General features: G+C 70.5%; 20 protein-coding genes. 6 read left to right on the top strand and 14 right to left on the bottom strand.

Annotated elements, in window-relative coordinates:
* Positions 1-5: 5 nt before the first annotated feature.
* A complete protein-coding gene (locus HUW46_RS32635; RefSeq protein ID WP_215542601.1) occupies positions 6-860 on the bottom strand; it encodes a GNAT family N-acetyltransferase in 855 nt (284 codons plus the stop codon).
* Between the two features lie 120 nt (positions 861-980).
* Here HUW46_RS32635 and HUW46_RS32630 point away from each other — a divergent pair, with 120 nt between their 5' ends.
* Positions 981-1,187: a DUF4177 domain-containing protein gene (locus tag HUW46_RS32630; RefSeq protein WP_215542600.1), complete on the top strand. Its 207-nt coding sequence runs from the start codon at positions 981-983 to the stop codon at positions 1,185-1,187.
* Here the strand turns inward: HUW46_RS32630 and HUW46_RS32625 are convergent.
* From HUW46_RS32625 to dxr, 6 genes are all read right to left on the bottom strand, one after another.
* Complete coding sequence (locus HUW46_RS32625) at positions 1,155-1,700, bottom strand: GNAT family N-acetyltransferase (RefSeq protein ID WP_215542599.1); 546 nt, start codon at positions 1,698-1,700, stop codon at positions 1,155-1,157. The two genes, HUW46_RS32630 and HUW46_RS32625, sit on opposite strands and share 33 nt — an antisense overlap.
* A 9-nt stretch (positions 1,701-1,709) precedes the next feature.
* A complete protein-coding gene (locus tag HUW46_RS32620) occupies positions 1,710-2,114 on the bottom strand; it encodes a VOC family protein (protein ID WP_215542598.1) in 405 nt (134 codons plus the stop codon).
* Positions 2,111-2,953 (bottom strand): helix-turn-helix domain-containing protein, encoded by an 843-nt coding sequence (locus HUW46_RS32615; RefSeq protein ID WP_215542597.1) that lies wholly within the window; start codon positions 2,951-2,953, stop codon positions 2,111-2,113. The genes HUW46_RS32620 and HUW46_RS32615 overlap by 4 nt, the downstream gene beginning before the upstream one ends.
* A 356-nt stretch (positions 2,954-3,309) precedes the next feature.
* On the bottom strand, positions 3,310-4,443 hold the full coding sequence (gene ispG, locus HUW46_RS32610; RefSeq protein WP_215550244.1) for a flavodoxin-dependent (E)-4-hydroxy-3-methylbut-2-enyl-diphosphate synthase: 1,134 nt from the start codon (positions 4,441-4,443) through the stop codon (positions 3,310-3,312).
* A gap of 106 nt (positions 4,444-4,549) precedes the next feature.
* A complete protein-coding gene (locus HUW46_RS32605; protein ID WP_215542596.1) occupies positions 4,550-5,764 on the bottom strand; it encodes a M50 family metallopeptidase in 1,215 nt (404 codons plus the stop codon).
* Positions 5,765-5,768: 4 nt separating this feature from the next.
* Positions 5,769-6,974, bottom strand: coding sequence for a 1-deoxy-D-xylulose-5-phosphate reductoisomerase (gene dxr, locus HUW46_RS32600; protein WP_215542595.1), 1,206 nt, complete (start codon positions 6,972-6,974; stop codon positions 5,769-5,771).
* A 107-nt stretch (positions 6,975-7,081) separates the two neighbouring features.
* Here dxr and HUW46_RS32595 point away from each other — a divergent pair, with 107 nt between their 5' ends.
* Complete coding sequence (locus tag HUW46_RS32595) at positions 7,082-7,360, top strand: DUF2631 domain-containing protein (protein ID WP_215542594.1); 279 nt, start codon at positions 7,082-7,084, stop codon at positions 7,358-7,360.
* Between the two features lie 195 nt (positions 7,361-7,555).
* A complete protein-coding gene (locus tag HUW46_RS32590; protein WP_215542593.1) occupies positions 7,556-8,230 on the top strand; it encodes a peptidylprolyl isomerase in 675 nt (224 codons plus the stop codon).
* A 29-nt stretch (positions 8,231-8,259) separates the two neighbouring features.
* Here HUW46_RS32590 and HUW46_RS32585 read toward each other — a convergent pair whose 3' ends face one another.
* From HUW46_RS32585 to HUW46_RS32560, 6 genes are all read right to left on the bottom strand, one after another.
* Complete coding sequence (locus HUW46_RS32585; protein WP_215542592.1) at positions 8,260-10,044, bottom strand: MFS transporter; 1,785 nt, start codon at positions 10,042-10,044, stop codon at positions 8,260-8,262.
* Positions 10,045-10,241: 197 nt separating this feature from the next.
* Entirely contained in the window at positions 10,242-10,802 is a 561-nt protein-coding gene (locus HUW46_RS32580) for a class F sortase (protein WP_215542591.1), read from the bottom strand.
* A gap of 5 nt (positions 10,803-10,807) precedes the next feature.
* Positions 10,808-11,611 carry a choice-of-anchor P family protein gene (locus HUW46_RS32575; protein ID WP_215542590.1) on the bottom strand — a complete coding sequence of 268 codons (804 nt, stop codon included), beginning with the start codon at positions 11,609-11,611 and terminating at the stop codon, positions 10,808-10,810.
* Positions 11,612-12,468: 857 nt separating this feature from the next.
* Entirely contained in the window at positions 12,469-13,683 is a 1,215-nt protein-coding gene (locus HUW46_RS32570) for an alkaline phosphatase (RefSeq protein WP_215542589.1), read from the bottom strand.
* A gap of 189 nt (positions 13,684-13,872) precedes the next feature.
* Positions 13,873-14,859, bottom strand: a complete 987-nt coding sequence (locus HUW46_RS32565; RefSeq protein WP_215542588.1) for a hypothetical protein — start codon at positions 14,857-14,859, stop codon at positions 13,873-13,875.
* Positions 14,860-15,283: 424 nt separating this feature from the next.
* Positions 15,284-15,907, bottom strand: a complete 624-nt coding sequence (locus HUW46_RS32560; RefSeq protein ID WP_254125108.1) for an RraA family protein — start codon at positions 15,905-15,907, stop codon at positions 15,284-15,286.
* 118 nt (positions 15,908-16,025) lie between these two features.
* Between HUW46_RS32560 and HUW46_RS32555 the strand changes: the two genes are divergently transcribed.
* Positions 16,026-16,565 carry a TIGR03086 family metal-binding protein gene (locus tag HUW46_RS32555; RefSeq protein ID WP_215542587.1) on the top strand — a complete coding sequence of 180 codons (540 nt, stop codon included), beginning with the start codon at positions 16,026-16,028 and terminating at the stop codon, positions 16,563-16,565.
* Positions 16,566-16,568: 3 nt separating this feature from the next.
* Here the strand turns inward: HUW46_RS32555 and HUW46_RS48885 are convergent, their stop codons facing one another.
* Positions 16,569-19,376 (bottom strand): ATP-binding protein, encoded by a 2,808-nt coding sequence (locus HUW46_RS48885; protein ID WP_215542586.1) that lies wholly within the window; start codon positions 19,374-19,376, stop codon positions 16,569-16,571.
* Between the two features lie 145 nt (positions 19,377-19,521).
* On the opposite strand from HUW46_RS48885, the gene HUW46_RS32545 reads away from it, so the two are divergent.
* Together HUW46_RS32545 and HUW46_RS32540 are read left to right on the top strand one after the other, a co-directional pair.
* The gene (locus HUW46_RS32545) at positions 19,522-20,676 is read left to right on the top strand and encodes an MFS transporter (protein ID WP_215542585.1); all 1,155 of its coding nucleotides are present in this window, start codon (positions 19,522-19,524) and stop codon (positions 20,674-20,676) included.
* Positions 20,649-21,998 (top strand): M20/M25/M40 family metallo-hydrolase, encoded by a 1,350-nt coding sequence (locus HUW46_RS32540; protein WP_215542584.1) that lies wholly within the window; start codon positions 20,649-20,651, stop codon positions 21,996-21,998. The genes HUW46_RS32545 and HUW46_RS32540 overlap by 28 nt, the downstream gene beginning before the upstream one ends.
* Positions 21,999-22,002 lie beyond the last annotated feature (4 nt).

Raw genomic sequence — 22,002 nt, 5'->3', positions numbered from 1 at the left:
AACCGTCAGAACAGGACCGTGGCGTACTGGCCGACCTGCTCGAACCCGATCTTGCGGTACGAAGCGAGCGCGGGCGAGTTGAAGGAGTTCACGTACAGGCTCGCTGTGCGGCCCATCCCCCGCACGAGCCTCGTCACGACGGCGGCGGTGCCCGTGGTGCCGAGCCCGTGGCCGCGCCGGTCCGGGTGCACCCACACCCCCTGGATCTGCCCGACCGTGGTCGACAGCGCGCCGATCTCGGCCTTGAACACCACCCGGTCGCCTTCGAACCTGGCGAACGCCCTGCCGCTCGCGATCAGCTCGGCCACGCGCGCGCGGTAGCTGACGCCGCCATCGCCGGCACGCGGGTCGACGCCGACCTCTTCGATGAACATCGCGATCGCGGCGGGCAGGTACCGGTTGATCTCGTCCGGCCTGACCTGCCGGACGAGCGGGTCCGGCGCGACCGAGGGCAGCGCGTCGATCGCCATCAGCGGCTGGTCGCCCCTGACCTCCCGCGCGGGCCCCCATTCGACGACCAACTCGTCCCACAGCGCCATCACCTGCTCCGCGGGGCCGACGAGCGACGAGCACGCGCGCTGGCGGCGCAGGGCCCGATCGGCGAACGAACGGATGGCGGAAACGGTGCCGCGCAACGGGATCAGGTTGGGGCCGGAAAAACACAGCCCCTGCACGCGACCGGGTCTGGGCGTGCGGGACTCGGCGGCCCACAGTTCGCCGCCTAGCCGCCACGGGTCGAGCCCGGCAACCTCGACCCTGGCGCTGACCATGCAGCTGGCCACCGGATCGGCGGCCAAGGCGGCGCGAACCGCCGGATAGTCCCGATCATCGAGCAGCCGCGCACCAGCAAGCCGCAACACGGGCCTAAGCCTGCCAGATAATCACCGCTAACGGAAAAGAAGGCCCTCTCACACGCTGCCAAGCACCCGAGCGGCCGAACGGAGCAGGCCCCGGCACGCACCGGGTGTGAGAATCGGGCGATGCAGCGATACACCTACAAAGTCGTCGAACTCCGCGAAAAGATGATCGGCGGCAAGATGTCCGGCGACCGGCTGGAGAAGGTCCTCAACGACCACGCCGAGGACGGGTGGCAGCTCAAGGCCATCACCGCGGCCGAGGTCAAGGGCAGGATCGGGCCGGGAGGGGTGGAAGGGCTACTGCTGACCTTCGAGCGGCCCGTCGGCTGAACGCAGGTCGATCATGGAGAACACCTTGTCGTAGCGGCGCGTCCCGACCGCGACGAAATCCGGCAGGCGGCCGTATTCGGTGAACCCGATGGACCGGTAGAGGCCGAGGGCCGTCTCGTTGTCCCCGCGGGCGTCCAGGGTGAGGATCTCGACCCCGGCCGCGCGGGCGTCCGCCACCAGCGCCGTGGTCAGCGCCCTGCCGACGCCCTTGCCCTGCGCGTTCCCCGCCACGGCGACCCGTTCCAGGTCGGCGTGCGGGCGATTGGTCGGGCGGGTGTAGCGGCGCCAGTAACCCAGCCCGGCCAGTTCGCCGTCGGCACGGGCGACGACCAGCCCGGCGTCACCCTTCCCGGCGGCCGCGACGACGTCGCCGAGGAGCGCGGCGATCTCCTCGAACGACGGCGGTTCGAGCCAGCCGAGCGGCGCGCCGTCGCGCACCAGGTCCACGAGGATCCGGTGCAGCTCCGCCACGAGCGCGTCGTCGAGTTCCGTCACCCTGGTCATCGTCACCATGCCCGTACTTTAAGGGGCGCCTCGGTAGGTGCCGAAGGTCCAGAGGTTGCCTTCGGTGTCGCGCGCGGTGAACGAATACGAGCCGTAATTCGTCGTGAACGGCTCGTCGATCACTTCGACACCCGCCGCGACAACGCGTTCGTGCACCGCGTCGACGTGATCGGTGACCACGCAGACGCCGCTCTTTCCCGGTTCGACGCTGGCGTACTTGGCGTCGCAGTACTTCGCCGAGCCGAGCATGACGCCGCCGCCTTCGGGCCAGCGGAGTTCGGCGTGCAGCACGCCGCCCTGTTCGCCAGGCACGACGAGCGCCTCGCGGAACCCGTAGACGTCCACGAGCAGCCGGATCGCCGCGTGCGCGTCGTCGTAGTGGAAAGCGGGCCAGACCGTCGATTGTGGTTGTTGTTCAGTCATGCCACGGAGTCTGTCTCCGCCTCCGGTTCGGTGTATTGCAGAAATGGGAGCTCCTCGGCGATCCACACGCCGGGCGTGCACCCGGCCAGCGCGCGCCATTCGCGGGTCAGGTGGGCCTGGTCGTAGTAGCCGCAGTCGGCCGCGAGCGCGGCGAGATCGACCCGCCCGCTCGCGCGCAGCACGGCGCCCGCGCGTTCGAACCGCAGCACCCGCGCGGCCTGTTTCGGCGGCAGCCCCAGCTCGCGCCGGAACAGTTCGCCGAAATGCCGCCTGCTCCACCCGACTTCGTCCGCGAGCGCGTCGACCCTGACCCGGCCCGCCGCGGCGCGCATGCGGCGCCACGCCCAGCCGATCTCCGGGGTGACCGCGGCGCCGTCGCCGAAGCAGTCGCCGAGGGTCTGGTCGAGGATTTCGAAGCGGCGGCGCCAAGTCCGCGCCTCGGTCAGCCTGTCCGGCAACTCCGCGAGCGCGGGAGAGCCGAGGGCCCCGAGGCCGACGAGCTGCCCGCTCAACTCGGCCGCGGACACCCCGAGCAGCGCGTGCGTGGCGAGCGGGTTCAGTTCGAGGTGGATTCCGGACTGGAACGGCGTCTGTTCGAGCAGCGCGGGCCCGGTGTGCATGCCGCCGACCATGCCGCGCGCCGCGATGGGGTTCTCCCCGGGGAGCGGCATGCCGAGCACGCGCATCGGCTCGTCGAGGCTGATGACCAGCGTGGCGAACCTCGAAGGCAGCCCGCGGTGCACACCGGCGGGCAGCCCGTGCTGCGTGTAGCCGATGTACCGCTCGACCAGCGGCCGCAGCGCCTGGTGCGGCCGCGCGACAACCCACTCGCCGGTCATTTCCCCAGCGTAACGGGCCGCGGACACCCTGAACGATGTTCCTAGAGCTGTCAACGGGTGGCCTTCGCGACTCCGGCGCCGCGAACTTCACCCTGGCTTGCTGCGCAGCCCCGCCCGCATGCCTGTGAGGGCCGAGAAAGTGGCGCTAGAGTCCCCGAGGGTGGCCTTCGGGGAACCAAGCGGAGCCCCCGCCCCGCCACCAATCTCGCGGCACCCCCCGCGACGCGCGCCCGCCATCACTGTGGCTTTCGGGGGCCTGAACGCCGCGAACTCCGCCCCGCGTGGCGGCTGGTGCCCCGAAGGTGGCTTTCGGGAACGTAGATGCCCCGAAGGCCACTTTCGGGGCATGCGCTCGGTTAGCCGACGGTCACGACGGGCTCGCCGCTCTCGGTGGTCTCGCCCGCTTCCTCAGCGATGCGCATGGCTTCTTCGATGAGGGTTTCCACGATCTGGTGCTCGGGCACTGTCTTGATGACCTCGCCCTTGACGAAGATCTGGCCCTTGCCGTTCCCCGAGGCCACCCCGAGATCCGCTTCGCGTGCCTCACCGGGCCCGTTCACGACGCAGCCCATCACGGCCACCCGCAGCGGGACCTCCATGCCCTCCAGGCCCGCGGTGACCTCGTCGGCCAGCTTGTAGACGTCGACCTGCGCTCGCCCGCACGACGGGCACGACACGATCTCCAGCTTCCGCGGCCGCAGGTTCAGCGACTGCAGGATCTGCGTGCCGACCTTGACCTCTTCGACCGGCGGCGCGGACAGCGACACCCGGATCGTGTCCCCGATGCCCTGCCGCAACAACGCCCCGAACGCGACGGCGGACTTGATGGTGCCCTGGAACGCCGGACCCGCCTCGGTCACGCCGAGATGCAACGGGTAGTCGCACTGCTCCGCGAGGATCTCGTAGGCGCGCACCATGACCACGGGATCGTTGTGCTTCACCGAGATCTTGATGTCGTGGAAATCGTGCTCGGCGAACAACGACGCCTCCCACAACGCCGACTCCGCCAACGCCTCCGGAGTCGCCTTCCCGTGCTTCTCCATCAACCGCTTGTCCAGCGAACCCGCGTTCACGCCGATCCGGATCGGCGTGCCGTGATCCTTCGCGGCCTGCGCGATTTCCTTGACCTGGTCGTCGAACTTGCGGATGTTGCCGGGATTCACGCGGACCGCGGCACACCCGGCCTCGATCGCGGCGAACACGTACTTCGGCTGGAAATGGATATCCGCGATCACCGGGATCTGCGACTTCTTCGCGATCGCGGGCAACGCCTCGGCGTCATCGGCACTCGGGCACGCCACGCGCACGATGTCGCAGCCCGACGCGGTCAACTCGGCGATCTGCTGCAGCGTCGCGTTGACGTCCGCGGTGAGCGTCGTGGTCATCGACTGGACGGAAACCGGGTGCTCACTGCCGACGCCGACCGGCCCGACCTGCAGCTGCCGGGTCTTGCGGCGCTCCGAGAGCACGGGGGCGGGAAGGGCTGGCATGCCAAGCGGGACAGTCACAACGCCACGATACCGCTACGCCGGCCGGCCCAATCCGCCCGCTACTCCACCCGTGAATCGTGATCACGGCGCGTGAACTGCGAAAACGCTACTGCATCAACCTGACCGGGTTAACTATGTCCGCGGTGATGGTGAGCAGGGTTACGGCGCCGCCGATCAGCACGAGCACGACCGTGATCGCCGACAACTTCGTGTAGTCGACGGGACCACCGGCCGCACGCCCTCGCAGCTTTCTGATCCAGTCGCGGACGCGTTCGTACCAGGCGACCGCGATGTGCCCGCCGTCGAGCGGGAGCAGCGGCAGCAGGTTGAACACGCCGATGAAGAAGTTCAGGCTCGCCAGCAGCAGCAGGAACAGCTGCCACAGGCCCGCTTCCACCGCTTCGCCGCCGATCCGGCTCGCGCCGACCACGCTGATCGGGGTGTCCGGGTCGCGCTCGCCGCCGAAGATGGAGTTCACCACCGCCGGGATGCGCTTCGGGAAGTTCATCAGCCCTTCCCAGGTCCGCGCGAACACGTCACCGGTGAAGGTCAGGGTGCCGCCGATCGCGCCGATCGGCCCGTACTGGAAGTTCTTCGTGGCCGAGACGCCGATGGCGCCCACGCTCATGATGACGTCCTTGCCGTCCTTCTTGAACGGGCGCTCGACCTTCGGCACGTCCACCGTGAGCGTCTTGCGCTGGCCGTCGCGCAGCACCACGAACTGGGTCGGACCGCCCGCGTCCTGGACCACGTTGACCATCTCGGGCCAGGTCGGGGTGGGTTTGCCGCCCACCGAAAGCACTTCGTCGCCGGGGAGCAGGCCGCCGACCTTGGCGGGCCCCGCGGCGCCGGGCGCGCACTTCGGGTTGTTGACCTCGTCGACAGTCTTGGCGTTCGTGACGCAGTCCGAAACCGCGGACGCGACCGGCTTCTGCTCGAGGTTCGGCAGGCCCATCGTCGCGGCCATCAGGTAGAGCACCACGAACCCGAGCACGAAGTGCGTGAACGAGCCCGCGGCCAGCACGACGGTCCGCTTCCAGACCTTGTACCGCCACATCGCCCGCGACGACTCCTCCGGCGTGACCTCGTCGAGCGCGGTCATGCCCGCGATGTCGCAGAACCCGCCGAGCGGAATGGCCTTGAGCCCGTACTCGGTCTCGCCGCGCCGGAACGAGAAGATCGTCGGCCCGAAGCCGACGAAGTACCGGCGGACGCGCATCCCGAAGGACTTGGCGGCGACCATGTGCCCCGCTTCGTGCAACGCCACTGAGATGCAGATGCCCAGCGCGAAGAGCACGACTCCGATTATGTTGGCGAGCACGCCCCTACTTCCCTCCGGTGCTCATGGAAACCGCTTGGGCGCGTGCCCATTGTTCCGCTGCCAGTACATCTTCCACGTCACGAGGCTCGCGACGCCACTCGTCAGCCGATTCGACGACTTTCGCAACAGTGTCCACTATCGACGTGAAGCTGGCGTTCTGCGCCAGGAAAGCGGCCACCATCTCCTCGTTCGCCGCGTTGAACACGGCGGGCAGGCAGCCGCCAGCGGATCCCGCGTGCCTGGCGAGGCAGATCGCGGGGAAGGCCTCCTCGTCCACCGGCTCGAAGGTCCACGAAGTGGCCGTCGACCAGTCGCAGGCGGCCGACGCGCCGGGCACCCGGTGCGGCCAGTTCAGCGCCAGCGCGATCGGCAGCCGCATGTCCGGCGGGCTGGCCTGCGCGATCGTCGCGCCGTCACGGAAGGTCACCATCGAGTGCACGACGGACTGCGGGTGCACCACCACGTCGATCTTCTCCGCGGGCACGCCGAACAGCAGCATCGCCTCGATGAACTCGAGCCCCTTGTTCACCAGCGTCGCCGAGTTGATCGTGACCAGCGGGCCCATCGCCCAGGTCGGGTGCGCCATCGCCTGCTCGACGGTGACCTCGGCCAGCTCGGCCCTGGTGCGCCCGCGGAACGGGCCGCCAGACGCGGTGAGGACCAGTTTGTCGACCTCGTCACGGCCGCCGCCGCGCAGCGACTGCGCGAGCGCCGAATGTTCGGAGTCCACCGGCACGATCTGGCCCTCCTTCGCGGCCGCGAGCACCAGCGGCCCGCCCGCGATGAGGGACTCCTTGTTCGCCAGCGCGAGCGTCGCGCCGGTGGCCAGCGCCCGCAGCGTCGGCGGCAGGCCCAGCGAGCCGGGCAGGCCGTTGAGCACCACGTCCACCGGAACGGCGTCGATCAGGTCCGAGACGGCGTCGGCGCCCGCGAAGATCTTGGGCAGCCGGAACTCCCCGCGCGAGTAGCCGCGGCGCTGCGCCTCCGCGTACAGCGCGAGCTGCAGGTCCTCGACCACGGTCGGCTTCGTCACCGCGACCGCGTCCACGCCGTGCGCGAGCGCCTGCGCGGCGAGCGCCGCCGGGTCCCCACCACCCGCCGCGATGCCCGCGACCCTGAACAGCGCGGGGTTCCTGGCCGCGACGTCCAGCGCCTGGGTGCCGATCGAGCCGGTCGAACCGAGCACGAGCACGGTGCGTGGTGAGTCCATGGCGCATATTGTCGCGTGCGCCCGTGCCGCGGGTCGTCTCCGGGGATCGTCACCGCGTATGGGATCATCGGCTGGCAAGGGCAGTGTCCGGTCTTCAAGGAGTGGTCGTGGCTGGCAAGGCGGTCGAGAAGAAGCGTCCCGCAGAGGTGTCCGCGGCATCCGCGGTGGACCCGCGCGACGAGCCGTCGGCCGCATGGGGCTGGCACGGCACCTTCCCGAAGGCCACCAGGATCGCGGGCTGGTTCTCCGCGCTGGTGCTGTTCCTGATGCTCATCGGCAACCACGAGAACAACACCGAGAACGTGTGGCTCGTCGGGCTCGGCCTCTTCCTGATCCTGTTGCTGGTGCTGGACATGCGCAAGCGCCGCACCGCCTGGCGGAAGTAACCCCGCCGAGGCGGCGAATGCTGTTCGCCTCGCCTTCGGCGACGCTCCCGGTGCCCGCGGTATCTACCCGGGGGCCGAGCCCCCGGACCCCCACAGTGCGAGCTTCTGCTGACCCAGCGTGGTCCGGCTGGTCATTCACCAGCGCCAGATCGCGCGGCATTCCGGAGTGTGCTCGGCACGGCTAGGTTGTCCGCTATGAAATCCCGATGGATCCTTTCGGCGGTCGCCTGCGCCGCCGCCTTGGTCACGCCTCTGATCGGGGCGACGACCGCGGAAGCCGCCCCCGCGCCGCCGACCGTGAGCTGCGAATTCACCCCCACCCCCGAGAACCCCGCCGCGAAGCCGGTGCACCCGCCGCGCCCGAAGGCGTCGACGCGGGGTACCACCGACGTCACCCTACTGACCAACTACGGCCCGGTGACCATCGAGCTCGACCACGCCGGGCACGCCCCGTGCGCGGTGCACAACATGATCAGCCTGATCCGCCAGCGCTTCTACGACCACACCCAGTGCTTCCGGCTGACGAACTCGGCCAGGCTCGGGGTGCTGCAGTGCGGCGACATCTACTCCGTCGAGAAGGGCGGGCCGGGCTACAAGTTCGCCGACGAGGTCGACGGCACCGAGAAGTACCCGCGCGGCACCGTGGCGATGGGCAACCAGGGCCCCGGCACGAACGGCAGCCAGTTCTTCGTCGTGCACTCGTTCGCGAACATCAAGCCGAACTACTCGGTCCTGGGCAAGGTGACCAGGGGCATGGGGGTGCTCGACCGGATCGTCAAGGCGGGCATCATCCCCGGCGAGACCGACCCGCTCGACGGCGCGCCCGCCAAGCCCGTGCGCATCCTGCACGTCTTCGTCCACCGCTGCTGAGAAGGTGAACGTTGAGCGGGCGCGCCCGCTCAACGTTCGCGCGCGGGGCCGACGAGTTCGCTCGTCCCGGAGGCCTCCCCGGCGACCGCGGCCAGTTCGGAGCCGACCGTCTCGCCGTTCTCGACCTTCTTGTCCTTGCACAGCAAGGAAGCCACCGCGCCGACGAGGCACACCGCGATCGCGAAGGCGAAGGCGATCTGCAGGCCCTCCTGGAACGGCCCCGAGATCAGGTTCGGGAAGAAGCTGCGCCCGGTCAGGAAGTTCGCCTGGTCCGGCGGGAGCTGGGTGAGCTGCGGCCCGAGCAGCTGCTGGATCGGGTTGTAGCCGAGGAACGCGGCGAAGAGCACCGCGACCGCGGGCAGGTGCGCGAGCTGGTTCGCCGACGCGGCGGGCACTCCGTGCGCCTGCAGCCCCGCGCCCATCGCCGAGGGAAGGTTCGTCGAGAGCCCGGCGATGATGAGGCTGAAGAAGAACCCGATCGACAGCACCATGGCCGCGTTCTGGAACGTGGTCATCATGCCCGCGCCGGAGCCGCGCGCGTCCGCGGGCAGGCTGTTCATCACCTCGGCCCGGTTCGGCGAGGAGAACATGCCCATGCCGATCCCGTTGAGCAGCAGAATTCCGGCGAACGCCCAGTAGTCGAAGTCCACCGGCAGCACGATCAGCAGCGCGAAGGTGACCGCGGTGATCAGCAGCCCCGACGACGCGAGCAGCCTGCTGCCGACGCGATCGGACAGGATGCCGGACGCGGGCGCGGAAACCAGGAACCCGACCGTCATCGGGAGCATGTAGATACCGGCCCACAACGGGGTCTGTTCGAAGGTGTACCCGTGCTGCGGCAACCAGATCCCCTGCAGCCAGATGATCAGGATGAACTGCAGCCCGCCGCGGCCGAGCGAGGCGGACAGGTTCGCCAGGTTGCCCCACGAGAACGACCTGATCCGGAACAGCGAGAGCTTGAACAGCGGATTGTCCACTTTGGTCTCGATGACCACGAACGCGACCAGCACGACGAGCCCGCCCAGCAAGCAGGACAACACGAACGGGCTGCCCCACCCGGTGGACGACGCGCCGTAAGGCTGGATGCCGTAGGTGATGCCGACCAGCACCGCGATCAGGCCGACCGCGAAGGTGATGTTGCCCCACCAGTCCATCCGCGCGTGCTGGCGCACGCCGGTGTCGTGCAGCTTCAGGTACGCCCAGATGGTGCCGACGACCCCGATCGGCACGGACACCAGGAAGATCAGGTTCCAGTTCACCGGCGCGAGCACGCCGCCGATCACCAGCCCGAGGAACGAGCCCGCGATCGCGGCGACACCGTTGATGCCGAGTGCGAGGCCGCGCTGGTTCGAGGGGAACGCGTCGGTGAGGATGGCGGAGGAGTTCGCCATCAGGAAGGCACCGCCGACGCCCTGGACGATGCGCCAGCCGATGAGCCACAGCGCCGCGGCGTCACCGTCGAACCAGGTGATCGCGAGCATGATCGACGAGACCGTGAACACCGCGAAGCCCATGTTGTACATGCGCGCGCGGCCGTACATGTCGCCGAGCCTGCCGAAGCTGACCACCAGCACCGCGGTGACCACCAGGAAGCCCATGATCATCCACAGCAGGTAGCTGGTGTTCGCGGGCTCGAGCGGGTTGATCCCGATGCCCTTGAAGATGTCGGGCAGCGCGATCAGCACGATCGACGAGTTGATCGTCGCGATGAGCATGCCCAGCGTCGTGTTCGACAGCGCGACCCACTTGTAGCGCGGACCCAGTTCGTCCGCGGACCGCTGTCTTCCGTCCCGTTGCGCCACACCCGCCGCCATCGAACCTCCCACACCGCCGTCGCTTAGCAATGCTAAGTAACTTACTTGTGGTAGACAACGAATTTGGCGGCGGTCTGCGGAGAGCCGGGTCACAGTTCGGGCAAGGCTTGACCCCGCCCTTACTTCTACCCTTTTGTCCTTTGTGGACCGTTTACGAACGCGGGTGGTCCGGCATGACCGGACCACCCGCGTCCTGGTCAGCTCGCGAGCTTGGCGTAGACGATGATGTTGTCGCGGTAGTTGCCGGTCTCGTGGTCGAACACGCCGCCGCAGGTGATGAGGCGCAGCTCGGGATCGGCGGTGTCGCCGTAGACCGCGTCGGTCGGGAACGCGCTCTTGGCGACCTGGTCGACCTTGCTGACGGTGAAGCCGAGCTTCTTGCCGTCCTTCGTGCCGACGAACACCTTGTCGCCCGCCTTCACGTCGCGCAGCCGCCAGAAGATGCCCTTCTGGTGGTTGCCGTCGATGTGGCCGAGCACGACCGCGGGACCGGCCTGGCCCGGCGGCGGGCTGTTCTCGTACCACCCGGCCTGCAACGGTTTGTCGACCGGCGGGACCTCGACCGTCTTGTCGGGGTTGAGCCCCAGCGGCACGAGCGAGGACTTCGCCGCGATGCTCGGCACCTCGACCCAGTCCGGCAGCGACGTGGTCGCACCGGCGTTCGCCGCGACGGGTGCCTCGGGCGCGGGCGCGGTCACTTCGGAACCGCATCCGCCGAGCAGCAGAATGGCCAGGAGTGCCACCAGCCAGCGCTTCACCGGCTTCAGCCCTTCGTGACGGCGAGGCTGCCGTCACCGGTCTGCGGCGCGCCGACGGGGATTTCGGTGACCTGCTTGCCCGGCTTGGGCGCTCCGGGGCTCGTGGTCGGGCTGGGACTGGGGCTCGTGCTCGGTTTGCTGCCGGTCGCCTTGCCGCACGTGGCCGAGGCCAGCACGACGTCACCGCTGCCGAGCGCGGCGGTTTCCTTGCCACCGAGCAGTTTGACGTGCAGCGCGTTCACGGTGAGGCTGCCGTCGTCGTGCTTGATCTGCTCGTTGACGATCACCTGCACCAGGCCGGGTAGGCCGACCGACCGGTTGGGCTCGGTGGCCACCGGCACCTTGCCGATCTTGCCGAGGTCGAGGCCCGCGATCTCGGCGCTGCCGGTGACACCGGACGCCGTCGAGGCGCACTGCGCCTTGAGCACCCGCGCGGAAACGTCGCCGCCCGCGAGTGGGGCGAGCACCGGCAGCGTCGCGTCGACGATCGACGCGGTCGAGGTGACACCGCCGCTTTCGGCGTGCTTCGAGGTGCTGCTGATCGCCTTCGCGGTCAGCAGGCCCTTGAGCGGGGCGTCGGCCACGGACGCCGAATTCGGGCCCTCCGTGGTGGATTTGGCGAGCTTCCCGGTGTCGACCGTCAGCCCCTTGTCCCCGAGCACGCCCGGCAGCAACGACACGCTGGCCGACGCGCCGTAGGCCGACCCGGACCCGGCGGCCGTCGCCGCCGAAACCGGCGCGGTGGTGAGGAGGAGCGCCGTCGCGGCCACGGCGGCCGCACCCCCGGTACGCAGCAGGTCTACCCGCATGAACTGTCCTTCCGATGATCGTGAGAGCGCTCGCACGTGGACGTGCCGATCCCCGACGCGTTACAAAGGCACCAACGGGAGCGAGAGCCTGGAAGCTATCAAGCGCGGGCACGCCAAGGAAAACCGCGACCATCGCCCCGTTCTGCGGCGATATCGAAATCAGTAGTCGCCGCGCCGCGACCGCCACCCGATCGAATGACGTTCGTCCGAGATCGCCGCCGCAAAACGGTCGCTTACCGTGTCGAACTCCGGTTTCCGTTGGCGGGTAACGCGAAGCGCCACCTGTAAAGGTGATCCTACGAACGAATCACCGGCGACCACGGTGCGTCATGTGAGAAATACACCTGTAACGCTTGGACGTTTCCCTGACCAGCGGTTTTCTGAAAAGTTGGCAAAAACGCACAAATCCCGATGACGCCCCGAAGAAACACCCGGCACCATTCCGACCTTTCTCCGGCGGCGCCCTCTCCGAGTGCCGTGTCCCGAAAGCCACAGGGATGGCGTGCGGCTGGCGGTGCGCGCGGTGGCTGGCGAGAGTGTGCCCCGAAAGTGACGTTCGGGGCGCTGGATTCCCCGAAAGCCACTTTCGGGGCACGTGACGGCCCGCTGCGGGCTCGCGCGCGGGTGGTGGGCGTTGTGGTGCGAGGGTCGAGTTCGCGGCGTCTAGCGCCCCGAAGGCCACCTTCGGGGACTCGTGCAGGTGGCGGCAGCCCGCCGCGAGGGCCGGGATCGTGACGCTCAACGCCCCAAAAGGAGCCTTCGGCGGCACCCGCAGCCCGACCCGACCGCTGTAGGAGCATCTTTCGGGGCACGGAGCGGGGTCGTGATGGCCATCAGGGGAGTTCGGCGCCGGGGCCTCAGAGGCCGGAGGCGGCGAGCATAGCTTGGTGGACGTCGGTGTTGTCGATGGTCCCGCCCAGCCGCTCCGCGCCGGGGCCGGTCGCGGTGACGGGGGTGTCGGCGCCGGTGTGCTCCCCCGTCGTCCAGTCGACGGTAAGCTTCAGCCGCGAGCCCGGCACCGGGAACGGGCCGTCTTCGTCGCCTTCGTTGGGGCCGTCGGTGTTTTCGATCGTCATCCCGCCCGTTTCGTGGTCGCCGCCGACGATCACGAGCGTGTCGGGGTGGGAGCGGACGAACCGCAGCACTTCGGCCACGGCGGCGTCCAGCGCCCGGCCCGCGTCGATCACGGCGTGCGCGTTGTTCTCGTGCGCCATGCCGTCGATCCCTTCCTCCTCCAGGAAGAGGAAGAACCCGCGCGGGTTCGCCGACAGGGTGTCCAGTGCCTTCTTCGCCATCTGGGTCAGCGGGACGCTCGGACGGTAGGCGCCCTTGCCGTCGGGCCCGTAGTCGACCATGTCCTCGTTCGCGAAGAGCCCGAGGATGCGCGACGACCGGGTGTCCCGCAGTTCGTCGGCGTTGCGGACGTAGGAGTATCCGGCGCGCTTCGCCCGTTCCACCTGGTTGCCGTGCGTGCCCCGGCTCTGCTCGCCGTCGCGGTCCGGCCATGCGCCGGGCTCGTCCTTCGGGTACCACCAGTCCTCGCCGCCGCCGAGCAGCACGTCCGGCCTGCTGGCGGTGAGGTACTGCTCGGCGATGTCGCTCTGCAGGTCGCGGCTCGGCACGTGCGAAGCGAACGCCGCCGGGGAAGCGCCCGTGACCTGCGCGGTGGTGACCAGCCCCGTCGACTTCCCCGCCTGCTTCGCCCGTTCCAGCACGGTTCGCAGCGGCCGCCCGTGCACGTCGACGCCGACGGCGCCGTTGCGGGTCTTGTGGCCGGTCGCGAGCGCGGTGGCCGCGGCAGCCGAGTCGGTGACCACCTCGTCGGGGTCGTCCGGATCGGTGTGCACCAGCCCGGTCACCGGCATCCGGTTCATCACCAGGTCACCGCGCTTGCCGACGGTGGCGAGCCGGATCAGGTCGCGTTGCGCGAGCCCCATGCCATCACCCTGGATGTAGACGATGTTCCGCGCGGTCCTCGCCGAGGACCCCGAGGACACCGTCGACCCCGATGCCGCCGCCGTGCCGCCGAGGACCACCAGCACCGCCGCCGCGATCGCACCTGTTCGCCCCATGCCGCCTCCTAGTTAGGAAACTTTCCTAACATGAATTCCCGGAAAAGGCGAGCCCCGGCTTCGACTATCCACAATGGACCGCACGGTCGACGCGCCGCCGCGTACGGGGTCACGGCATCGCGTTCGGCCTCCGCCAGCACCTCGGCGAGGGTGCCCCGATGCCTCCTCGTGGCCGAGCCGTGACGCCGGTCAGAGCAGCGCGGGTTCGGCGTAGGCGGAATTCGCCGAGAAGTCGGGGACCGCGACGATCTCGTCCCGCGCCGTCGCCACCTCGAGCACGAACTGCCCGACCGCGACGTCGAGCGGGCTCATCCCGAACGGGGTGAACACGGTCGGCTTCGCCCCGTCCACGAGCACTTCGCCGCGCAGGACCTCGCCGAGTGTGCCGGTGACGAACCGCCGCCCGCCGGTGGCGTGTTCGGCCAAATGCGGCGAGGTGTACGCCTGCAAGCACTCGTCGATGTCGTCGAGGACATTGTTGGCGGTCAGGACGAGCTCGACCGGCAAAGCGCGCAGCGACACGTTGAGCAGCAGTTGCCCCGCGTTCAGCCGCGCTTCCGAAGGCACATAAGGATCCTTCTCCCGCTTCGCGAGTACGACCACGTCGGCGTCGAGCATTCCGGTCAGTTCGGGGGTCCGGTCGAGAACGACTTCGGCTTCGGAACAAATGCGCGCGAGATCCTCGTCACCCGTTCCGAGAACGATTGTCCGCGCCACGTTCGCCGATCGTGTGAGGTAGCTCGCGAGCTGCGCGACCACCGCCCCGTCGCCCGCGAACCCCACGGACAGCGCGCGGTCGGCCGGGGCGAGCTCCGCGACCGCCACCACGGCCGACGCGGCCGCGCGCGCGGCGCCGACCCAGGTCGCCTCCATGCACGCCGCGGGATGCCCGTCGGCCCCGTCGGCCAGTACCAGCATCCCCCGCGTCTGCGGGGCGGAATCCCGTTCGGCGGCCACGCTCACCACCCACCTCGCGCCCGATCCCGAAGGCGCGTCGAACGCGGCGACCTGCTGCGCGCCCGCCGCGACGGAGCGGGTGAACCCGCAGACCCGCGATGCGTCCTCGTCCACGCCGTGGTTCAGGTACACGCTGCGGACGATCTCCACCACCTCGGGCGCGAATTCGTCCAGTATCCTGCGAACCACGCATGCGGGCACGACATGCAGGTCTCTCATGACATCCTTTCCTTTGCGATCCACACCAGGAGATCGCGGCGAGAATCCCCGGCCTCGTCGCACAGGAGTTGCGTCCGCCCCGCGCACCCGTGGTCAAGCGGGAAGGGCGACAACATGAATCATTCTCCGTACCGCGGATGCGCGGCAATCGGCCACCAGAGTGGAACGTGACCCCGACCGGTCGACACCGCGCGGCGAGAACGCGGAACGAACGTTGAAAGACAATTTCGTGGTCTTACTGAAAAGTACCGGTACCGATTTCGGCGGTACTCTCCGGTACCACTGGATCTTGGCAGCATTTCACCAGCAGCGGGGCGACGAGGTCACCCGGTGACGCGCCGGGTGAAAAGCACCAAACGAAATATTTCCGTTGAAGAATTCTGCACCACCCGCTGCCGCTTCCGAGACGGCGGCCGCGGCGCCCTCAGCCGGGAAAACCGTGCTCCGCCAGTGCTTTTTCGACCCGCGCGCGGTGCGCTCGCTCCCACTCGTCGAGCGATTGTTCCGCTTCCTTGGCCAGTTTCGCGCGGGCATCGGCGAGCACCTGGTCCTGGTCCGCGCCGGGGCAGACCACGATGCCCTCCTCGTCGGCCACCACGATGTCACCGCTGCGCACGCGCACTCCGCCGCACCGCACCTCGCGTTCGAGCGGCGCGACGGCCGCCTTGGTGCCGGGGATCGGAATGACGCCCCTGGCGAAGACCGGGAAGCCCATCTCCCGCACTTCGGCGAGGTCGCGGATCACCCCGTCGATCACGAACGCCGCGATCCCGCGCCGCTGCGCGACGGCGCAGACGTTCCCGCCCGCCAGCGCGTAGTCCACGTCGCCCGCCTCGGCGACGATGACCGAACCCGGCTGGGCGCGGTAGATCTCGGCGTGCAGCATCAGGTTGTCGCCGGGAGGGCACCGCACGGTGAACGCCTGGCCCGCCACCCTCGGCGCCGACGGCCACAGCGGGCGGATGCCGATGTCCATGACCTGCTCGCGGCCGAGCAGGTCGGCGAGGGTGGTCGGCGGGACGGTCGCGAATCCGGTCGTGTCGTTCATGCTCTCCCTCTTCGGCTCGGGTGCGATCATCGCACCCGAGCGGCGGATTCCGGCGGTGATGTCCGGCACGGGGTCCCGCGTGCGACTCCCCCGCGTAGGACCGAACCGAGGAGTGCTCATGATCGATCTGAAACCCGCCTGCCACCGGATGGCCGAACTGCTGGCGGGAGTGACCGACGACCAGCTCACCGGGCCGACGCCGTGCGCCGAGTACACCGTGGCCGATCTCGTCACCCACGTCGACGGCGTGGCGCAGGGGTTCGCCGCGCTCGCCCGCAAGACCGGCGACGAGCAGGCCGAACTCGCCTTCGGCCACGGCTGGCGCGCCGAAACGGCCGAGCACGTGCGCGTGCTCGGCGAGGCGTGGGACGACCCGGCGGCGTGGGAAGGCAGCACCTCGGCCGGGGACCTCGAAATGTCCAACGCGCTGTGGGGCCGGATCTCGCTCACCGAGATGGTGGTGCACGGCTGGGACCTGGCGCGGGCCACCGGCCAGCCCTTCGGCCTGCCCGAGGAAACCCTGCGCGCCTGCTTCGAGCACGTCGTCGAGTTCGTCCCGAAGGCGCCGGTACCCGAGCTGTGGGGCACCCCGGCCGAGACCGCCGCGGGCGCGCCGCTGATCGACCGGATCGTGGCCGTCACCGGCCGGACCCCCTGATCCTCACGCCACGATGCCGAGGCGGTGCGCGAGCGTGGCGGCCTGGACGCGGCTGGTGACGCCGAGCTTGCCGAAGATGGCCGAGGCGTGCACGCCCACGGTCTTGACCGAGATGAACAGCGCCTCGGCGATCTGCCGGTTGCTGCGCCCGTCGGCGAGCAGCCGCAGCACGTCGAGTTCACGCGGAGTGAGGCCGTGGCGCGCGGCAGGCGCGCCCGCGGGTACCTGGGCGCGGACGTTCGCGAGGCGTTCGAGGCGGTCCAGTCGCGGCCGGAGCGACTCGGCGCCGAGTTCGTCCATTGTGGACCGTACGGGGGCCAGCAGTGCCGCGGCTGCCGCGCGGTCACCGGCCTCCAGCGCCGATTCGGCCGCGTGCAGCTGCGCCCGTGCGCGGGGGTAGGGCTGGCGCAGGTCCGTCCACGCGCGGACGGCGCCGTCCCAGCCCGCCGATCCGGTCAGCGCGGAAAGCGTGCTCCGGTGGGCATCCTGGACCGGGCCGATCACGGGAAGCCCGGCGGATTCGCGGGCGAAGTCGAGCGCCTCGGCCGTGGTGCCCGCCGCGGCCGCCCCCGCGACCAGCAGCGGCCACGCGTACCGGGGGCTGGCACAGGGGGCGAGCGCGGCGCGCGCCTTGGCCACCGCTTCGCGCCGCTGCCCCTGCGCCACGAGCAGGTCGACCTCGAGCGCGACGAGTTGCAGCACATCCTGGTCGTAGGCGGTGCCACGGGTCAGTACCCGGTTCCCGAATTCGACCGCGTACTCCGCCGACGTGAGGTCCCCGCGCGCGAGCGAAAGGGATCCGGAAAGGACGAGCAGGTAGGCGTGCAGGCTCGGCACCGGGTCGAGTTCCATCGCGTGGTCGACGATCTCGGCGGCTTCGTCCCAGCTGCCAAGGGAAATCAGCGCTTCGGCGAGGTTCCCGGCGTGCGTCGGCCCCGCCGTGCGCCCGAGCCCGGCGGTCGTCGCCGCCGCGATGCCGAGCCTCGCGGCGCGCGCGGCCTCTTCGTGGCGGCCTGCCCCTTGCAGTACGTCCGACTCGCATCGGAGCGCGTGCAGCACCGACTTGTCGTCGCCGCGGCGAGCGGCCCGTTCGCGCGCCTCGGCGAGGCGGGGAAGCTCGGCGTCGAGGTCCCCGGCACGAGCCCGTGCGTAGGCCAGGTTGATATCGGCGACGGTCAGTTCGGGTTCGGTGCGCGCGGCCGCACTGGCCGTCTCCGCGACGGCGAGGCCTTCGGCTTCGCGGGGCACGGTGAGCAGCCGTTCGGTCAGCGCGTTCAGGACCGTCGCGCGCAGCGGGTCGCCTTCCGGGACGAGCTTCGCCGCTTCTTCGAGGTCGGCGATGTCGCCCGGTCGTCCGCCGGTCTGGCGGACGGTGCTCCGGTGCAGCAGCAGCCGTGCGGTGCGAACGGGGTCAGCCCCGGCCAGCGCGGTTACGAGGAGGGACTCCGCGCTGTCGAGCTCGCCCGCCACGACAGCCGTCTCGACCGCCTGCTCCAGTACCGCGTCCCGGTCCGCGCCGACCAGCGAAGCCGCGTCCGGCACCGAGGGCCAGATCTCGAGCACGCGGGTGAGCAGCCGCAGCCGTTCCGCGTGTGCCAGCACTTCCCGTGCCGCGACGGCGGCCAGCCAGCAGCTTCTCAGCGCGCGGCCGGGGTGCTCGGCCCGCACGGCGTACCAGTGCTGGGCCAGTTGGCTTTCACACCCCTCGCCGCCGTATCTGTCGTCGGCCAGCGCCTCGCCGTAGCGCGCGTGGAGCAGCGCCCGATCGCCCGGGAGCAGGTCGGCGTAAACGGCTTCGCAGGCGAGCGCGTGCCGGAACCGGTAACCGTCCTCGTCGGCCACGAGCAGCCGCGCCGCGACGGCGGGACGCACCGCGCCGGACAGGTCCGCGTGCCCGAGCCCGGTCACCGCGAGCAGCAGCGCGTGGTCCACGCGGTCGCCCCCGGCGGCGACCGCGCGCACGACCTCGCAGGTGGCCCCCGGCAGGTCTTCCAACGGCGCCCGCAGGAGGTCCCCGATCGTGCTGGGCACCGCGGGGCCGGGCCGGTCGCCGCAGGCCAGCAGCGCCTCGGTGAACAGGGGATTCCCCTCGCTCCGCCGGTGGACGCGCTCGACGAGGCCCGAATCCGGTTCCCCGCCGAGCACCGACCTGATCTGGGCACGCGTCGAAGCCTTCGTGAGGCGGCCGAGTTCGAGCACGGTCGCCCACGGCAGCCTGCCGAGCGGAGCCAGCGGCGACCCGTCACGAGCGACCACCACGACGAGCAGGCCGGGCACGGAATCCTGGCTGCGCACCAGGAAGTTCAGCAGGTCCCGGCTCGACCGGTCGGCCCAGTGGGCGTCCTCGACGACGAGCACGACCGGCCCGGCGTCGGCCAGTGCGCGCAGCAGCGCCAGCACCTGTTCGAACAGCCGCGGCCGGGAAAACTCGCCGACCGGCGGCACCGGCCCCAACGCGGGCGACAGCCTGGCCAGCTCTCCGGCGTCTCCGCCGGGCAGCAGGCGCACGACGGCCTCCGCACCCCGCTGTTCGACGAGCTGGCGCAGCGCGGCGGTGAACGGCGCGAACGGCAGCCCGTCACCGCACAGATCGAGGCAGGCGCCGACGAGCACCGTCGCGTCGCGCAGGCCGGTGACGAACTCGGTGACCAGCCGCGACTTCCCGATCCCCGCCTCACCGACGACCAGCACGGTCGCCGCCCCGCCGGTCCCGACCGTGCCGGACACGCGCGCCAGCGTCGCCAGTTCCTGTTGTCTGCCGGGCAGGACGACATCCCCGGTGCGCTCGATTCGCTCGCAAGCGTCGCTCATACCAGCCAGGCTGGCACACCTAGGTACCCGGCGAGGAATACCTAGGGCGGGTAACCACGGCGTTCGCCCGATCCGTCACCGCCCGCGCGTGCCGCACACTGGCGCCGTGCTCACCTCTCCCGGCCGAACTGTCCGAGATGGACGGTTGCTGACCCGCCCGATGGTGTCCCTGCTCCTCGCCTCGACCGGCTCGCTGACCGGCTTCAACCTCCTGCTCTCGGCGGTGCCGCTCTACGTCGCCCCCGGAACGGGCGCGATCGGCGCCGGTCTCACCACCGGCGCGATGATGCTGTCGACGGTGCTGATCGAGCTCGTGGTGCCCCGGCTGACGGCGCGCCTCGGCTACCGGGCGGTGTTCGGGCTCGGCATCGTGCTGCTCGCCGCGCCGACCGCGGTGCTCACCACGTCCGCGAACCTCGCCGTGGTGGTGGCGGTGTGCTTCGCCCGCGGCATGGGACTCGGCATCCTCGTGGTCACGGGTACCGCCGTGGTCGCGGCGTCGGTGCCGTCGGCGAGGCGGAGCGAGGGGCTCGGCCTCTACGGTGTCGCGGTCGGCGTCCCGCCCGTCATCGGGCTGCCCGCCGGGGTCTGGCTCATCGACCGCATCGGGTTCGACGCCCTGTTCCTGCTCGCGACCGCGCTCCCCCTCGCCGTGCTGCCGCTCGCGCTCGGCCTGCCGTCCCAGCGGACGCGCGCCGCCCGGCACGAACCGGTGCTGGCCGCGCTCCGCACGGGCGGCCTCGCCCGTCCCACGGCGATCTTCTTCGTGGTGACCTTCGCGGCAGGCGTGTTCGTCACGTTCCTGGCGCTGGCGGTTCCCGCGGAGTCCCGCGGGACCGCCGCGGCCGCGCTGCTCGCGCAGTCGGCGGTCACCCCCGCGGCGCGATGGGTCGCCGGACGGGTGGGTGACCGCCGGGGCTCGGGTGTGCTGCTCGTTCCAGCGGTGCTCGCCTGCGCCGGCGGCGCCGCCGGGACCGCGTTCACCGGCAGCCCGGCCGTGGTGGTCGCCGGAATGGTGGTGTTCGGGATCGGGTTCGGTGTCGCGCAGAACGTCACCTTGGCGCTGCTGTTCGATCGCGTGCCGAGATCCGGTTTCGACCAGGTGAGCGCGCTGTGGAACCTCGCCTACGACGCGGGGATGGGGGTCGGCGCGGTCGGCTTCGGCGCCGTCGCGGGCGCGACCGGTTACGCGATGGGGCTCGCGGGCGTCGCGCTGCTGTTCGCCGTCGCGCTGGTCCCGGCCATCGTGGATCGACGGGAAGGGAAACAGGTATGGACCACCGGCTCGAACTCGCGGTGACGAAGGTACTTCCGGGCGTGCGGGCGGATTTGGAGTCGCTCGTCCGCATCCCGTCGGTGAGCGCGGACCCGGCGGCGGCGGGCGAGGTGCGGCGGTCCGCCGAACTGACCGCGCGGCTGTTCGGCGAGGCCGGGATGCCCGAGGTCGCGGTCCTCGACGACGTGCCGGGCATGCGCCCCGCGGTACTCGCCCGGTACCCACCACCGCCGGGAATGCCGACGGTGCTGCTCTATGCGCACCACGACGTCCAGCCCGCCGGTGCCGTGCGGGACTGGACGACGCCCCCGTTCGAGCCGGTGGAGCGCGACGGCCGCCTCTACGGCAGGGGGACGGCGGACGACAAGGCCGGGATCGCGGCGCACCTCGCGGCGATCCGCGCCTTCGGCGGCAGGCCACCGGTCGGGGTCACCGTTTTCGTCGAAGGCGAAGAGGAAATCGGCTCCCCGACGCTCGCCGCGTTCCTCGAACGCCACCGCGCCGAACTCGCCGCGGACGCGATCGTGCTCGCCGACGGCGACAATTTCGCCACCGGCGTGCCCGCGTTCACCACGACGCTGCGCGGAATCGCCTCGTGCACCGTCGAAGTCGGCGCACTGCGGCGCCCGGTCCACTCCGGTTCGTACGGCGGTGCGGCCCCGGACGCGCTGACCGCGCTGTGCCGCCTGCTGTCGACCCTGCACGACGATCGCGGCGAGGTCGCCGTCGCCGGGCTCCGCCGGGGGACGATCGCGGGGATTTCCTATCCGGTGGACCGGTTTCGCGCGGAAGCGGGCCTGCTCGACGGCGTCGGCCTGGTCGGCGGCGGGACGCTCGCGGAGCGGCTCTGGGCCAAGCCCGCGGTGACCGTGCTGGGCATCGACGCGCCCGCGACCTGCTCCGCACCGAACGCCCTCCAGGCGACCGCGCGGGCGAAAGTCGGGGTCCGCGTGGCCCCTGGCGATGACGCGGCATCGGCCGCGGCGGCGCTGGCTGGCCACTTGCGCGAACACGCGCCGTGGGGTGTGCGGGTGACCGTGACCGGCGGCGAAACGGGGCAGCCGCACGTGATCGACGCGTCCGGCCCGGTGTACCGCGCCGCGCGCGAGTCGTGGCAGGCGGCCTACGGCACCGAGGTCGCCGAAATCGGCGGCGGGGGCGCCATCCCGTTCGTCGCCGATTTCGCGCGCGCCTTCCCTGCCGCCACGATCCTGGTCACCAGTCCCGGCGGCGATCCGCTGGCGAATCCGCACACCGTCGACGAGAACCTGCACCTCGGCGACTTCGCCCGTGCCTGCCTCGCCGAGACCATGTTCCTCGCCCGCTGCGCCCGTCTGGACATTTAGTCCA

The sequence above is a fragment of the Amycolatopsis sp. CA-230715 genome (genome assembly GCF_018736145.1).
GTDB lineage: Bacteria > Actinomycetota > Actinomycetes > Mycobacteriales > Pseudonocardiaceae > Amycolatopsis.
This window is presented reverse-complemented; position numbering and strand designations above follow the sequence as displayed.

Bases quoted from the DNA above. Each gene is read 5' to 3' on its own strand.
- HUW46_RS32630 (WP_215542600.1), top strand. From the start codon at position 981: ATGCAGCGATACACCTACAAAGTCGTCGAACTCCGCGAAAAGATGATC.
- HUW46_RS32625 (WP_215542599.1), bottom strand. From the start codon at position 1,700: ATGGTGACGATGACCAGGGTGACGGAACTCGACGACGCGCTCGTGGCG.
- HUW46_RS32620 (WP_215542598.1), bottom strand. From the start codon at position 2,114: ATGACTGAACAACAACCACAATCGACGGTCTGGCCCGCTTTCCACTAC.
- HUW46_RS32615 (WP_215542597.1), bottom strand. From the start codon at position 2,953: ATGACCGGCGAGTGGGTTGTCGCGCGGCCGCACCAGGCGCTGCGGCCG.
- ispG (WP_215550244.1), bottom strand. From the start codon at position 4,443: ATGCCAGCCCTTCCCGCCCCCGTGCTCTCGGAGCGCCGCAAGACCCGG.
- dxr (WP_215542595.1), bottom strand. From the start codon at position 6,974: ATGGACTCACCACGCACCGTGCTCGTGCTCGGTTCGACCGGCTCGATC.
- HUW46_RS32590 (WP_215542593.1), top strand. From the start codon at position 7,556: ATGAAATCCCGATGGATCCTTTCGGCGGTCGCCTGCGCCGCCGCCTTG.
- HUW46_RS32585 (WP_215542592.1), bottom strand. From the start codon at position 10,044: ATGGCGGCGGGTGTGGCGCAACGGGACGGAAGACAGCGGTCCGCGGAC.
- HUW46_RS32575 (WP_215542590.1), bottom strand. From the start codon at position 11,611: ATGCGGGTAGACCTGCTGCGTACCGGGGGTGCGGCCGCCGTGGCCGCG.
- HUW46_RS32570 (WP_215542589.1), bottom strand. From the start codon at position 13,683: ATGGGGCGAACAGGTGCGATCGCGGCGGCGGTGCTGGTGGTCCTCGGC.
- HUW46_RS32565 (WP_215542588.1), bottom strand. From the start codon at position 14,859: ATGAGAGACCTGCATGTCGTGCCCGCATGCGTGGTTCGCAGGATACTG.
- HUW46_RS32560 (WP_254125108.1), bottom strand. From the start codon at position 15,907: ATGAACGACACGACCGGATTCGCGACCGTCCCGCCGACCACCCTCGCC.
- HUW46_RS32555 (WP_215542587.1), top strand. From the start codon at position 16,026: ATGATCGATCTGAAACCCGCCTGCCACCGGATGGCCGAACTGCTGGCG.
- HUW46_RS48885 (WP_215542586.1), bottom strand. From the start codon at position 19,376: ATGAGCGACGCTTGCGAGCGAATCGAGCGCACCGGGGATGTCGTCCTG.
- HUW46_RS32540 (WP_215542584.1), top strand. From the start codon at position 20,649: ATGGACCACCGGCTCGAACTCGCGGTGACGAAGGTACTTCCGGGCGTG.